Origin of the sequence: Tateyamaria algicola (assembly GCF_047715485.1) — a bacterium.
Classification (GTDB): domain Bacteria; phylum Pseudomonadota; class Alphaproteobacteria; order Rhodobacterales; family Rhodobacteraceae; genus Tateyamaria.
Genome location: NZ_CP180422.1, coordinates 2702206 through 2717048, shown reverse-complemented (window position 1 = coordinate 2717048; position 14843 = coordinate 2702206). Strand labels below are relative to the sequence as shown.

10 protein-coding genes and 2 pseudogenes are annotated in these 14843 nt (G+C 61.7%); 3 read left to right on the top strand and 9 right to left on the bottom strand.

All coding sequences use genetic code 11. The annotated features are described in order from the left end of the window. From rpsJ to rpsL, 5 genes are all read right to left on the bottom strand, one after another. A complete protein-coding gene (gene rpsJ, locus ACMHLQ_RS15855; RefSeq protein WP_195819727.1) occupies positions 1 to 321 on the bottom strand; it encodes a 30S ribosomal protein S10 in 321 nt (106 codons plus the stop codon). A 130-nt stretch (positions 322 to 451) separates the two neighbouring features. Continuing rightward, a complete protein-coding gene (tuf, locus tag ACMHLQ_RS15850; protein ID WP_415401650.1) occupies positions 452 to 1627 on the bottom strand; it encodes an elongation factor Tu in 1176 nt (391 codons plus the stop codon). Between the two features lie 87 nt (positions 1628 to 1714). Next, positions 1715 to 3835, bottom strand: coding sequence for an elongation factor G (gene fusA, locus ACMHLQ_RS15845; RefSeq protein WP_415401669.1), 2121 nt, complete (start codon positions 3833 to 3835; stop codon positions 1715 to 1717). A gap of 26 nt (positions 3836 to 3861) precedes the next feature. After that, positions 3862 to 4332: a 30S ribosomal protein S7 gene (rpsG, locus tag ACMHLQ_RS15840; protein WP_415401668.1), complete on the bottom strand. Its 471-nt coding sequence runs from the start codon at positions 4330 to 4332 to the stop codon at positions 3862 to 3864. Between the two features lie 12 nt (positions 4333 to 4344). Then, a complete protein-coding gene (gene rpsL / locus ACMHLQ_RS15835) occupies positions 4345 to 4716 on the bottom strand; it encodes a 30S ribosomal protein S12 (RefSeq protein WP_024809820.1) in 372 nt (123 codons plus the stop codon). Positions 4717 to 5049: 333 nt separating this feature from the next. Between rpsL and ACMHLQ_RS15830 the strand changes: the two are divergent. Next, a pseudogene (locus ACMHLQ_RS15830) lies at positions 5050 to 5858 on the top strand (putative rhamnosyl transferase). On the opposite strand, the gene ACMHLQ_RS15825 reads toward ACMHLQ_RS15830, so the two are convergent. Next, positions 5847 to 6713, bottom strand: a complete 867-nt coding sequence (locus ACMHLQ_RS15825) for a DMT family transporter (RefSeq protein WP_415401667.1) — start codon at positions 6711 to 6713, stop codon at positions 5847 to 5849. The pseudogene ACMHLQ_RS15830 and the gene ACMHLQ_RS15825 sit on opposite strands and share 12 nt — an antisense overlap. A gap of 190 nt (positions 6714 to 6903) precedes the next feature. Between ACMHLQ_RS15825 and ACMHLQ_RS15820 the strand changes: the two are divergent. Together ACMHLQ_RS15820 and ACMHLQ_RS15815 are read left to right on the top strand one after the other, a co-directional pair. After that, positions 6904 to 8294: pseudogene (locus ACMHLQ_RS15820) on the top strand (bifunctional enoyl-CoA hydratase/phosphate acetyltransferase). 3 nt (positions 8295 to 8297) lie between these two features. Further along, the gene (locus ACMHLQ_RS15815) at positions 8298 to 9497 is read left to right on the top strand and encodes an acetate/propionate family kinase (RefSeq protein WP_415401666.1); all 1200 of its coding nucleotides are present in this window, start codon (positions 8298 to 8300) and stop codon (positions 9495 to 9497) included. 6 nt (positions 9498 to 9503) lie between these two features. On the opposite strand, the gene ACMHLQ_RS15810 is transcribed toward ACMHLQ_RS15815, so the two are convergent. From ACMHLQ_RS15810 to rpoC, 3 genes are all read right to left on the bottom strand, one after another. Beyond that, a complete protein-coding gene (locus ACMHLQ_RS15810; protein ID WP_415401665.1) occupies positions 9504 to 9725 on the bottom strand; it encodes a hypothetical protein in 222 nt (73 codons plus the stop codon). Beyond that, complete coding sequence (locus ACMHLQ_RS15805; RefSeq protein ID WP_415401664.1) at positions 9716 to 10276, bottom strand: hypothetical protein; 561 nt, start codon at positions 10274 to 10276, stop codon at positions 9716 to 9718. The genes ACMHLQ_RS15810 and ACMHLQ_RS15805 overlap by 10 nt, the downstream gene beginning before the upstream one ends. 312 nt (positions 10277 to 10588) lie before the next feature. Continuing rightward, positions 10589 to 14833, bottom strand: a complete 4245-nt coding sequence (gene rpoC, locus ACMHLQ_RS15800) for a DNA-directed RNA polymerase subunit beta' (RefSeq protein WP_415401663.1) — start codon at positions 14831 to 14833, stop codon at positions 10589 to 10591. Between the last annotated feature and the right edge of the window lie 10 nt (positions 14834 to 14843).

The window sequence follows — 14843 nt, the reverse complement described above, 5'->3', positions numbered from 1 at the left end:
TTACGATTGCAGCTTGATCTCGACATCCACACCAGCGGCGAGGTCGAGCTTCATCAGCGCGTCCACGGTCTGGGGGGTCGGATCAACGATGTCGAGCAGACGCTTGTGCGTGCGGATCTCGAACTGGTCACGGGATTTCTTGTCGACGTGCGGGCCGCGCAGAACAGTGAATTTTTCAATCTTGTTCGGCAGCGGGATCGGTCCGCGCACGGACGCACCTGTCCGCTTGGCGGTGTTGACGATCTCTTGCGTGGACGCATCCAGCACACGATAGTCAAACGCCTTCAGACGAATGCGAATATTTTGGCTTTGGACTGCCATTTTCGTGTTCCCTAACTGAGGGTCTCTTAACGGAGAGGAGGAGTGCCGCTCATCGACACCCCTCGTCGCGTCTGTTTTTTTGCGGATGCCCGGATCGGGCACCCAGAACGTCAAGAGCGTTGGCTCAAGCTTAATCCGTGATCTTGGACACGACGCCGGCGCCCACGGTGCGGCCGCCTTCGCGGATCGCAAAGCGCAGGCCCTGTTCCATCGCGATCGGCGCGATCAGCTCGACCCCGAACGACACGTTGTCGCCAGGCATCACCATTTCAGTGCCCTCGGCCAGCTGAACCGTGCCCGTCACGTCCGTCGTGCGGAAGTAGAACTGCGGGCGGTAGTTCGCGAAGAACGGCGTGTGACGGCCGCCCTCGTCCTTGGTCAGGATGTAGGCTTCGGCTTCGAACTTGGTGTGCGGCTTGACCGAACCGGGCTTGCACAGCACCTGGCCGCGCTCAACCGCTTCACGGTCGATCCCGCGCAGCAGCGCGCCGATGTTGTCGCCCGCTTCGCCGCGATCCAGCAGCTTGCGGAACATTTCAACGCCCGTGCAGGTCGTTTTCTGCGTGTCCTTGATGCCGACGATCTCGATTTCGTCGCCCACGTTGATCACGCCACGCTCGACACGGCCGGTCACAACCGTGCCACGGCCGGAGATCGAGAACACGTCTTCCACAGGCATCAGGAAGGGCTGGTCCACCGCGCGCTCGGGCGTGGGGATGAACTCGTCAACCGCGGCCATCAGCTTGCGGATCGCGTCTTCGCCGATCTCGTTGTCACGGCCTTCCATTGCGGCCAGGGCCGAGCCGGGGATCACGGGAATGTCGTCGCCGGGATACTCGTAGCTGTCCAGCAGCTCGCGGATTTCCATCTCGACCAGCTCCAGCAGCTCTTCGTCGTCGACCTGGTCCACCTTGTTCATGAACACGACCATGGTGGGGATGCCCACCTGGCGGCCCAGCAGGATGTGCTCGCGCGTTTGGGGCATCGGGCCGTCCGCCGCGTTCACAACCAGGATCGCGCCGTCCATCTGCGCCGCACCGGTGATCATGTTCTTGACGTAGTCGGCGTGGCCGGGGCAGTCGACGTGCGCGTAGTGGCGGTTCTCGGTCTCGTATTCCACGTGCGCGGTCGAGATCGTGATCCCGCGCGCTTTCTCTTCGGGCGCGCCGTCGATCTGGTCATAGGCCTGGAAATCGCCAAAATACTTCGTGATCGCCGCCGTCAGCGTCGTCTTGCCGTGGTCAACGTGACCAATCGTGCCAATGTTAACGTGCGGCTTCGTACGTTCAAACTTTTCCTTTGCCATGATGGTGGCTCCTCTTTTGACTTGGGCGGCGGGGTGAACCCCGCCCTACTGGTGGTGGGTAGGGCGGGGTTCACCCCGCCATCCCGGTTAGGCGAATTTCGCTTGGATCTCGTCGCTGATGTTCTGTGGCACCGCTTCGTAGTGGTCGAACTGCATTGTAAAGTTCGCACGACCCGAAGACATCGACCGCAGCGTGTTGATGTAGCCGAACATGTTGGCCAGCGGCACGAAGGCGTCGATCGCGATGGCGTTGCCGCGCGTATCCTGACCCTGAACCTGACCACGACGCGATGTGAGGTCGCCGATGATGCCACCGGTGTACTCTTCGGGCGTGATGACCTCGACCTTCATGATGGGTTCCAGCATCTTGGCGCCGGCCTTCTTCATGCCTTCGCGCATGCCCATGCGGGCCGCGATTTCAAAGGCCAGAACGCTCGAGTCCACGTCGTGGAACTTGCCGTCGATCAGGGCCACCTTGAAGTCGATGACGGGGAAGCCCGCCAGCGGACCGGAGTCCATGACCGACTGGATGCCCTTTTCAACACCGGGGATGTATTCCTTGGGAACGGCACCACCCACGATGCGGCTTTCGAAGGAGTAACCCTCGCCCGGCTCTGTCGGCGTGATGATAAGCTTGACCTCGGCGAACTGACCGGACCCACCCGACTGTTTCTTGTGGGTATAGGTGTGCTCGACTTCGTGACCGATGGTCTCGCGATAGGCCACCTGGGGTGCACCGATGTTGGCTTCGACCTTGAACTCGCGCTTGAGGCGATCCACCAGGATGTCGAGGTGAAGTTCGCCCATGCCCTTCATGATGGTCTGACCGGATTCCAGGTCGGTTTCCACACGGAAGGAAGGGTCCTCGGCGGCCAGACGGGCCAGACCTTGCGACATTTTCTCCTGGTCGGCCTTTGTCTTGGGCTCGACAGCGATCTCGATCACCGGATCGGGGAAGTTCATCGTCTCCAGAACGACGGGGTCGTTCACGGCGGACAATGTGTCACCCGTTGTGGTGTCTTTCAGACCGGCCAGCGCAATGATGTCGCCCGCGAACGCTTCGGTGATCTCCTCACGGTCGTTGGAGTGCATCATCATCATCCGACCCACGCGCTCTTTCTTGCCTTTGGTCGAGTTGAGCAGCGTCGCGCCCTTCTCCAAAGTACCCGAATAGATGCGGGTAAAGGTCAGCGAGCCGACGAAGGGGTCGTTCATGATTTTGAAGGCCAGGCCAGCAAAGGCCATGTCGTCATCGGCACGGCGCGGGATGTTACGTTCTTCGTTTTCGTCGCCGGGTTTGAAGCCCATGTAGTCGACCACGTCCAGCGGGCTGGGCAGGTAGTCGATCACGGCGTTCAGCAGGGGCTGCACACCCTTGTTCTTGAAGGCAGAGCCACACAGAACGGGGATGAACTTGATGGCCAGCGTGCCCAGACGGATCAGGCGGCGCAGCTCTTCAACCGAAGGCTCGGCACCGTCCATCAGGTAGTTTTCCATGGCCTCGTCATCCATCTCGACAGCTGTCTCGATGAGGTTGGCGCGCCATTCGTCGGCTTGGGCCTTCAGGCTGTCACGGATGGGGCGTTTTTCCCACGTGGCGCCAAGGTCTTCCCCGGCCCAGACCCACTCTTCCATGGTGACGAGGTCAATCATGCCTTCCAGCTCGGTTTCGGCACCGATCGGGATCTGGATGGGCGCAGGTGTGGCACCTGTGCGGTCCTTGATCATGTGGACACAGTTGAAGAAGTCGGCACCGATCTTGTCCATCTTGTTGACGAACACGATGCGCGGCACCTTGTAGCGGTCAGCCTGACGCCAGACAGTCTCGGTCTGGGGCTCGACACCGGCGTTGGCGTCCAGCACGGCAACGGCGCCATCAAGAACGGCCAGCGAACGCTCGACTTCAATGGTAAAGTCCACGTGGCCGGGCGTGTCGATGATGTTCATGCGGTGCTTGGGCGTGTCGGCAGTAGTGCCGTCTTCGGTGCGCTCCCAGAACGTTGTGGTCGCAGCCGACGTGATGGTGATGCCACGCTCTTGTTCCTGCTCCATCCAGTCCATCGTGGCGGCACCATCGTGCACCTCACCGATGTTGTGGGACTTGCCTGTGTAATACAGGATGCGTTCCGAACATGTGGTCTTGCCGGCATCGATGTGGGCCATGATGCCAAAGTTGCGGTAGCGGTCGAGCGGATATTCGCGTGCCATGGGGCTGCTTCCTCAGGGTATCTGGATTACCAACGGTAATGGCTGAACGCTTTGTTCGCGTCGGCCATCTTGTGTGTGTCTTCGCGCTTTTTGACAGCGGTGCCGCGGGACTGAACGGCGTCCATCAGCTCGCCTGCCAGGCGCTCTTCCATCGTGTTTTCGTTGCGGCCGCGGCTGGCGGTGATCAACCAACGGATGGCCAGCGCTTCGCGGCGCTCGGGGCGGACTTCAACAGGCACCTGGTAGGTGGCACCACCGACGCGGCGCGAACGCACTTCGACGGAGGGTTTGATGTTGTCCAGCGCTTCGTGGAACACTTCCACGGGCGCGCGCTTGATCTTGGATTCAACCCGGTCGAACGCGTTGTAGACGATACGTTCGGCAGTCGATTTCTTACCATCGACCATCAGGTTGTTCATGAACTTGGTCAAAACCTTATCGCCATACTTGGCGTCGGGCAGGACTTCGCGTTTTTCGGCGGCGTGACGACGTGACATCGGCTGCTCTCCTTATTTGGGGCGCTTGGCGCCGTATTTCGAACGACGTTGCTTACGATCTTTGACGCCCTGTGTATCCAGAACACCGCGCAGGATGTGGTAACGCACACCGGGAAGGTCTTTGACACGACCGCCGCGGATCAGGACAACCGAGTGTTCCTGAAGGTTGTGGCTTTCACCCGGGATGTAGCTGATGACCTCGAAACCGTTTGTCAGGCGCACCTTGGCAACCTTACGCATGGCCGAGTTCGGCTTTTTGGGTGTCGTTGTATAGACACGTGTGCACACACCGCGTTTTTGCGGATTTCCCTCAAGGTGGAGGGACTTGGAGCGTTTTACTTTGGGCTGGCGCGGCTTGCGGATCAGCTGTTGGATCGTTGGCATTGCAGGTCTGTTCCCCGTCTCATCAACATATGTCGTGCGGGGCGGCCCCGCGGTTTCAAGTCTCAACTTCCGTGCGTCCACGAAAGCGCAAAAACCGCAATCGCTCCCGCTTGAGGGGCGACGCGGTGGGTTTCCAGAGGATCGGACCAATGCAAAGGCCGGATCGTGTCCACTTCGGTTCTGATTTCGGTTCCGGGGCTTCCCCCGTTCCGAGATAGCGGGCGTATAGGGGGAGTCGGGGGTGCTGTCAACAGCGGCCATGGCTTGCGCTGACTGTGACACACAGTGCATTGTCGTCCCCGACACAGGCAGGAAAATCAGAGGCTTTTCAAGATGCAAGTGATCGGCCTGTGCCGCTTTTCCTACCCGGCCATCGGCGGCTTTCAGGTCGACTTCGGCGACTTCCAGGAAAAACTCGACTACCTCTATGCGCCCGCGCGGATGGAGGAACGGTTTGCCACCTTCGAAACCATCACCCTGCCCCCCTTGCGCGCGCAAACCGACCCGCTGTTCACGCTGGTCGTGGTGATCGGCGACAGCCTGCCCGCACCCTATCGCGACCGGCTCGAGGCGCTGCTCGCCGACATGCCGCAAGCGGTGATCCAGACGCATCCCCCGCCCAGCACCGCCCGATCATGAAAAAGGTGATCAACTCGGTGCGCTTTGACGACGGGCTGCCCTGCCTGCAATTCCGCATGGATGATGACGACGCGGTGGCCGTCGATTTTGTCGAACGGCTGCGACAGGTCGCGGGCGACGTCAAGAAACTCGCCGCACGCGAGGACCTGCTCGCCATAGATTTCAACCGGGGCTACATCATCCGCCCCGGTGCCGAGGGCGTTGCCGCATTGGAAACCACCGTGCCGTTCCAGACGGCGGGCCTCGCCCTCATGGTGTCGCCAAACTCGCGCCAGACCATCATGAACTTTGCCCATCACAAACTGGGCGAGCGGATGACCTGCGTCACGATCACCGATCGCCCCATGCTCTTGCGCGGGCACAACGATTACAACGACTCGCGCCAGGGGCCGTCGGCCAAACCCCACAAGCTGGTGCTGATGGACAGCGAAGACGAGGCGGTGCTGGCCGACCGCTTCAACATCGACGCAGATGCCGTGCGCGCGGCGTTCTCAACCCTGTGACACCCGCCGCTCGCGGTAGAGCGTGAACAGCCCCGTCGCCACGACAATGGCCGCGCCCACCAGCGTCAACGTGCTGGGCCAGTCGCCAAAGACCAGCCATCCCAGCACCAGCGCCCAGACAAGACCGGTATAGCGGAACGGCGCGACAAAGCTGATCTCGCCCACGCGCATCACCCGCACGGAAAAGAAATAGCCCCCGATGATGAAGACGGACGCCCCCGCGATCAGACCCATCAGACGCACATCCAGCGCCACCCATTCCGACTGGGTCGCCGCCAGCCCGGCGCTCGCCATCACCGTCAATGCGGCCACCAGCGTCACCGTCATCGACGGCACATCGGGCGACAAACGGCGCGTCGCCAGATCCCGCACCGTCACACACAGCACCGCCATCAGGGCATAGGCGGACCAGACCGAAAACCCCTCCGATCCCGGCCGCACGATCAACAGCATTCCCATGAACCCCAACAGGATCGCCGACATGCGCCGCCAGCCCAGCGGCTCGCGGAAAAACAGCGCCGCACCCACCGCCACGCTCAGCGGCAACACCTGCAAAATGGCCGTCACATTGGCGAGCGGCATGTTCAGCAGCGCGGTGAGAAAGAAATAGGCCGCCCCCACCTCGGCCCCCGACCGCAAACCGATCAACGCCCAATCCCTGTGCGCAATGCGGAAATGGATCGCCCCCAGCCAGCGCGCCAGCGCCAGGATCAACAGCGACGACAGCACACCGCGAATGAACAAAAGCTGCATCAACGGTACTGCCCCGCCGGTCAGCTTGATCAGCGTGTCATTCAGCGTGAACGACGCCATCGACGCCATCATCAAAAGCGCACCAAGAGTGTTGGGGGACATGACCTTCGCCTGACCGTTTCGCCCCGCACGCTAGCGAGGTGGCGCGCCTTTGAACAGGTCGGGCAAGACATTGCCCGTGTCCCGCCCAAATGACGCAATCGCTTTACAACCGGCTGGTACTCTCGCCTCGAACGGGCAATGCTCGACATATCCCAGCACAAGGCCGCGCAGCCCGACCATGACCCATCACATGACCTACACGAACACGCCCTACGACGCCCTCCAGATCGGGGACAGTGCCGAACTGACGCGCATCTGCACCGAAGACGACTTCTTCGTCTTTGCCAACAACTCCGGCAACCACAACCCCATGCACCTCGCCACCGAAGACGGCGACGGGGACACTGTGAAAGAGGCGGTGGCACCGGCCATGTTTGTTGGTGCGCTGGTCTCGGCCGTGCTGGGCAACATCCTGCCCGGGGCGGGCACGCTCTACAAATCGCAAAACTTCACCTTTGGCACACGGGCCCACGCCGGGGACGAACTGACAGCCAATGTGCGCGTGACGGACAAACGCGCCGAAAACGAGGTGGTGATGGACACCACCGTCACCCGGCCCGCCGACGGTGCAACGATCCTCAGCGGCGAGGCGGTCGTGATCGCTCCCACCCGGCAGATGACGTTTCATGAGATCGACCTGCCCGGCCTCGTCGTGCAGCGCCACCGCCACTTCGAGGCGCTTCTGGCGCGCGCCGAACCCCTACCCCCATGCGCACCGCCGTGATCTGCCCGGAAGAGGAAAACGCACTCGGCGGCGCACTTCTCGCCCAGGAACGGACAATCATCACGCCGATCCTCGTGGGCGATGCGCAAAAGATCACCGCCGCCGCGCACAGCCTCGGCGCATCGCTGGACGGCCTCGAGATCGTGGATGTGAAGGGACACGCCGCCGCCGCCCATGCAGGCGTCGATCTGGTGGCCGAGGGGCGCGCGCAGGCGCTGATGAAAGGGCATTTACACACCGACGACCTGCTGCGCGCCGCCCTGCGCAAGGATCGGGGCCTGCGGGCCGGTCGCCGGTTCACCCATGCTTTCGTGATGGACGTGCCCGGCCTTGCCCACGCCGTCCTCGTGACGGATGCGGCCATCAACATCGACCCCGACCTCGCCACCAAGGTCGACATCGTGCAAAACGCCATCGACCTCGCAATCTCCATCGGGATCGACACGCCCAAGGCAGGCATCCTGTCGGCCGTCGAGACGGTGAACATTAACCTCAAATCTTCCGTCGACGGCGCACTCTTGTCCAAGATGGCCGAACGCGGGCAGATCACCGGCGGGCTGGTCGACGGACCACTGGCAATGGACAACGCGGTCAGCCTCGCGGCGGCGCGCACCAAGGGGATCGTGTCCGACGTCGCCGGGCGGGCCGAAATCCTCGTCGCACCCAATCTGGACGCGGGCAACATGATCGCCAAACAACTCACCTACGTCGCCCATGCCGAAGGGGCGGGCGTCGTGCTGGGGGCCAAGGTACCGATCATCCTGACCAGCCGGGCCGATGGCGATATGGCGCGACTGGCCTCCTGCGCCGTGGCCGCGCTGCACGCGGACCGGCTGGCCGCCCGGGAAAAGGACTAGATCATGTCGCATATCATCACGCTCAATGCCGGGTCCTCCTCGCTCAAATTCGGGCTGTTCGAGGTGCAGGGCGGCACGCCCGTGACATTGGGCACCGGGCTGGTCGACAGGATCGGCGGCGCGCAGGCGCATATCAGCGCCACAGCAGCGGATGGCAGTACAATCGCCGATGACGGGCCACAGCATATCCCCGATCAGACCGCCGCGCTTGACCGGGTGCTGACCCTGCTCGACCGGCTCTATCCGGGGGCCAAGGTCGCTGCCGTGGGGCACAGGGTGGTCCATGGCGGGGCCGATATCGTGGCCCCGATCACCCTCACGCCCGATGTCGTGGACAGCCTCGAAAAATTCTCGCCCTTCGCCCCGCTGCACCAGCCCCACAACCTTGCAGGCGCACGCGCGGCTATGGAACGCTTCCCGAACGCCGTGCAGATCGCCTGTTTCGACACCGCCTTTCACCGCAATCACCCATGGGTGAACGACACCTTCGCCCTGCCCCGCGAATTCTACGACAAGGGCGTGCGGCGCTACGGGTTTCACGGGCTGTCTTACGAATATGTCACCGGCTACATGGCCGAAACGGCGCCGCTGCTGCATGCCGGGCGCGTGGTCATTGCGCATCTGGGCAATGGCGCGTCGATGTGCGCGGTGGTCGCTGGGCGCTCAGTGGGCTCGACCATGGGCTTTTCCGCGCTCGACGGATTGCCCATGGGCACACGCAGCGGGCAACTGGACCCCGGCGTCGTGCTCTACCTGATGGAGCAGGAGGGGATGGACGCCGCCGAAATTGCCGATCTGCTCTACCGCAAATCCGGCCTTCTGGGGCTATCCGGGCTGTCCCACGACATGCGCACGCTCGAGGCGGCGGACACGCCCCAAAGCCGGCAGGCGATCAGCTACTTCACCTTCCGCATCCGGCGCGAACTGGGCGCGCTGGCGGCGGTGCTGGGTGGGCTGGATGCCGTGGTCTTCACCGGCGGGATCGGGGAAAACTCGCGCCATGTGCGCGAACGGGTCTGCCAGAACATGGGCTGGATCGGGATCGAGATTGACCACGACGCCAATGCCGACAACAAGCCGGTGATTTCCACGATGCTCAGCCGAGTGCAGGTGATGGTGGTCAACACGGACGAAGAACTGGTGATCGCGCGGGCCGCCGCCAAGCTGCTCGGGCACGAAACGGCCCAGGCCATGCCTGCCTGAGCCGCCTCAATACCCTTTCAGCGACTGGGCAAAGGTCTTGAACAAGGCCGCGTTTTCCTTTGGGCTGCGGCGCGCGGCAACGGCAGGTGACAAAAGGTGCTGCATCGCGGGCGAACCAAGGCGAAAGACGAATGTCTCGCCGTTCTCTTCCGTGATGCGGACCTTGTAGCCTTTGCGCTGACGCTTTTTGTAGATACCCGGCGGCTTGCCCGACACAGTCACGCGCACCCACACCAACTGACCGCGATGCAAAGAAAAAAGTTCGCGCTTTGCCGCGTGGCCCCGGCATTGCTGGCCTCGTTCAGCTTGTACTCTTCATAGATCGCGTACACCGTGCCCAGCCCCTCGGCCTGAAACGTCTCCAGCTTCCTGGGCGCGTTGCCGGTGCGCTTCTTGACCGAGCCATGGTAGCTTTCGGCAAAAAAGGCCAGCCCATCCAGACTGCCGGTTTCGGTCAAGGTGGTCGGGTTGCAACTGACCGTAACGATCAACAGGGGGTTCACGACATATTGCTGCGCCTTGTCTGACTGACGCTCCCAGAACGCGCTGTCCAAGGTGTACTCGACACCCCGCACGCGATCACCCGATGAATCCGTCTTGTTGATTTTCGTGGCGGGCCAGACAGGATCGGCGGGCACCATCACCTTGCACGGGTCCACGCGCGTCAGGCGCAAGTCCATCGGGATGTAGTTGGGATCGTAAACGGGAATGTCCTGGGCAAGGCTCGGGCCAGCCAACCCCAACAGGGCAACGGCGATCAGGGCAAAGGTGTTTTTCATCAATGGCACTCGGTAAAAAGGGGTGTTGAGATCACCTTAGATGTCGGGACTTTTTGCGCAAGCCGCCCATGCCCGAATGCACCCGGGCGCACCACCGCGCCCTCTCGCGTGCTAGTGTCGGTAACCTCGGTTAACTTTTGGACAATGCGGCGGTCAGGGCGCCAAGCCACTGATCGCGCGCGCCATTCTCAAACTGATGAACATCGCCCTACCCCGGCGAACAGGCTGTCCCCGCGGGGACACTTTGGCCTGAATGCAAAAAACCCCACCTTTTCGGGCGGGGTTTTCCAGATTTTCGCAAGTCAGATCGCCTCAGTCGCGGCTGTCTTCGGCATGGTCGATCACCGTGTCGAACACGTCGCCACCCACCACGTCGTCGGCACCTGGTGCTGCCAGTGCGGCAGCAGCCTCGGCCTCTTCGCGGCGCGCTTCGATGACCACGTTGTCGCGGTCGGACGCGATTTTGCGCACGGCCTGGGTCGCACCACCTGTCCCGGCGGGGATCAGGCGGCCCACGATGACGTTCTCCTTGAGGCCGACCAGCTTATCTTTCTTACCCTGCACGGAGGCTTCGGTAAGAACGCGGGTGGTCTCCTGGAAGGACGCCGCCGAGATGAACGACCGCGTTTGCAGCGACGCCTTGGTGATACCCAAGAGGATCGGCTCGCCCTGTGCAGGACGCCCGCCTTTCGAGATCGCCTTGGCATTGGCGTGATCGAACTCCTGCTTGTCGACGTGTTCGCCCTTCAGCAGCGTGGTGTCGCCCGAGTCGCTGATCTCCCATTTCTGGAGCATCTGCCGGACGATGACTTCGATGTGCTTGTCGTTGATCTTCACACCTTGCAACCGGTACACGTCCTGCACCTCGTCGATCATGTAGTCGGCCAGGGCCTCTACACCCATGATCGCAAGGATGTCGTGCGGTGCCGGGTTGCCATCCATGATGTAGTCGCCCTTCTGGACGAAATCGCCCTCGGCAACGGGGATGTGCTTGCCCTTGGGCACCATGTACTCGACCTTGGTGTCGCTGTCGTCGGACGCTTCGATCGCGATACGGCGCTTGTTCTTGTAGTCCTTGCCGAACCGCACATAGCCGTCGATTTCCGCAATGATGGCGTGGTCCTTGGGGCGACGTGCCTCAAAGAGTTCGGCCACACGCGGCAGACCACCGGTGATGTCCTTGGTCTTGGCGCCTTCACGCGGGATACGCGCAACAACGTCACCCGCAGCCACCGTTTCACCGTCTTCGACCGACAGAACCGCATCCACGGACATCGGATAGGTCACCGGGTTGCCCGCATCATTGCGGACCGGCTCGCCATCGCCATCGACCAGGATGATCTCGGGCTTCAGCTCGTTGCCTTTCGGGGCCGCGCGCCAGTCGATCACGATCTTCTGGGTCATGCCGGTGGCATCGTCCGTCTCGTCGCGTACGGCCAGGCCGCTCACGAGGTCCACGTATTTCGCCGTACCCGCCTTCTCCGCAATGATCGGCAGCGTGTAGGGGTCCCACTCGAACAGCTTGTCGCCGCGCTTCACATCCTGACCTTCGGTGACGAACAGCGCCGTCCCGTAGCCCAGCTTGTGGCTTGCGCGTTCTTCGCCGTTCTCGTCCTGGATGATCAGCTTCATGTTCCGGCCCATGACCAGAATCTGACCCGAAGAGTTCGCCAGTGTCTGCGCGTTCTCAAAGACGATCTTGCCTTCCTGGCTCGCCTCGAGGAACGACTGCTGACCACCCTGCGCAACGCCGCCGATGTGGAAGGTCCGCATCGTCAGCTGTGTACCGGGCTCACCAATCGACTGCGCGGCGATGATGCCGACAGCCTCACCAGTGTTGACCATGGTGCCGCGCGCAAGGTCACGACCATAGCAGGTCGCGCACACGCCTTCCTCGGCCTCACAGGTCAGGGGCGAGCGGATGCGCATCGACTGCACCGCGAATTCGTCAACCGAATCCGCCATGCGTTCGTCGATCAGCGTACCGTGGGCGATCAGAACCTCGTCCGTGCCAGGCTTCAGCACGTCCTCGGCCGTCACACGACCCAGCACACGCTCGGACAGGGACGACACGACCTCGCCGTCATTCACGGCCGCTTCGGCAGTGATGGCGTTTTCGGTGCCGCAGTCGCGATCCCGCACGATGCAGTCCTGCGCGACGTCCACCAGACGACGGGTCAGATAGCCCGAGTTCGCCGTTTTCAGAGCGGTGTCAGACAGACCTTTCCGCGCGCCGTGGGTCGAGTTGAAGTATTCAAGAACGGTCAGACCTTCCTTGAAGTTCGAGATGATCGGCGTCTCGATGATGTCGCCATTCGGCTTCGCCATCAGGCCGCGCATCCCGCCCAGCTGCTTCATCTGCGTGACCGAGCCACGGGCACCGGAGTGCGCCATCATGTAGACCGAGTTCGGTTCCTTTTCGGAGCCGTCATCGTCCTTTTGCGCCGCCGAGATCGAGCCCATCATGGCGTCGGTGACCTTGTCGTTACACTTCGACCAGGCATCGACGACCTTGTTGTACTTTTCACCCTGGGTGATCAAGCCATCCATGTACTGCTGTTCGAAATCCTTCACCTGCTCGCGGGTGTCATCGACGATGGTCCACTTGGTGTCGGGGATCAGCATGTCGTCCTTGCCGAACGAAATGCCCGCCTTGAACGCGTGGCGGAAGCCCATGGTCATGATCTGGTCGCAGAAGATAACCGACTCTTTCTGACCGCAATAACGGTAGACGGTGTCGATGACCTGCTGCACTTCCTTCTTCCGCAGAAGACGGTTCACCAGTTCAAACGGCGCCTTGTTGTTCAGCGGCAAAAGCGCGCCCAGCAGCACACGACCGGGGGTCGTGTCAAAGCGTTCCATGACCTCGAGGCCCTCGGAATTGATCTGGGGCAGACGCGCCTTGATGCGCGAGTGCAGGTGCACGATGCCCGCGTCCAGCGCGTGCTGGACCTCTTCGATCGAGCCAAAGACCATGCCTTCGCCCTTGAGGCCCTCACGTTCCAGCGTCACGTAGTAGAGACCCAGGATCATGTCCTGCGAGGGAACAATGATCGGCGCGCCGTTGGCGGGCGACAGAACGTTGTTCGTGGACATCATCAGCACGCGTGCTTCAAGCTGGGCTTCCAGCGAGAGCGGCACGTGCACAGCCATCTGGTCACCGTCAAAGTCGGCGTTGAAGGCCGAACAGACCAGCGGGTGCAGCTGGATCGCCTTGCCTTCGATCAGGACAGGTTCGAACGCCTGAATGCCAAGACGGTGCAGCGTCGGCGCACGGTTCAGCATGACTGGGTGTTCGCGGATAACCTCATCCAGAATGTCCCAAACCTCGGGGCGCTCTTTTTCCACCAGCTTCTTGGCTTGCTTGACGGTCGAAGACAGACCCTTGGCCTCAAGCCGTGAATAGATGAACGGCTTGAACAGTTCGAGCGCCATCTTTTTCGGCAGACCACATTGGTGCAGCTTCAACTCGGGGCCCGTCACAATGACAGACCGGCCCGAGAAGTCGACGCGTTTCCCCAGAAGGTTCTGACGGAAACGACCCTGCTTACCCTTCAGCATGTCCGACAGCGATTTCAGCGGGCGCTTGTTGGCACCGGTGATCACGCGGCCACGGCGGCCGTTGTCGAACAGGGCGTCAACGGATTCCTGCAACATCCGCTTTTCGTTGCGCACGATAATGTCAGGCGCGCGCAGTTCGATCAGACGCTTGAGACGGTTGTTCCGGTTGATCACACGACGGTAGAGGTCGTTGAGGTCGGACGTCGCGAAACGGCCCCCATCCAGCGGCACCAGCGGGCGCAGTTCCGGCGGGATCACGGGGATCACGGTCAGAACCATCCACTCCGGGCGGTTGCCGGACTCGAGGAACGACTCCACGACTTTCAGACGCTTGATGATCTTCTTGGGCTTCAGCTCACCTGTCGCTTCCTTGAGATCAGCGCGCAGGGTTTCGGCCTCTTGCTCAAGGTCGATCTGGGACAGCATCTCGCGGATGGCTTCGGCACCGATATTGGCGGTGAACGCGTCCATGCCAAACGCGTCTTGGGCGTCCATGTACTCTTCTTCGCTCAGCATCTGGCCGTAGGACAGGTCGGTCAGACCGGGTTCGGTCACCACGTAGTTTTCGAAATACAGCACACGTTCCAGATCACGCAGCGTCATGTCCAGCATCAGACCGATGCGGGACGGCAGCGATTTCAGGAACCAGATATGCGCGACGGGTGCCGCCAGTTCGATGTGGCCCATCCGCTCGCGGCGGACCTTTTGCAGCGTGACTTCCACACCGCATTTCTCGCAGACAACGCCACGATATTTCATGCGCTTGTATTTGCCGCACAGGCATTCGTAATCCTTGATCGGGCCAAAGATACGTGCACAGAACAGACCATCACGCTCGGGCTTGAACGTCCGGTAGTTGATGGTCTCGGGCTTCTTGATCTCGCCAAACGACCACGAGAGGATGCGCTCGGGCGATGCCAGCGATACCTTGATCTCGTCAAAGACCTTGGGCGGCGTCAGCGGGTTGAACGGGTTGTTTGTCAGTTCCTGGTTCATCTAATTTTCC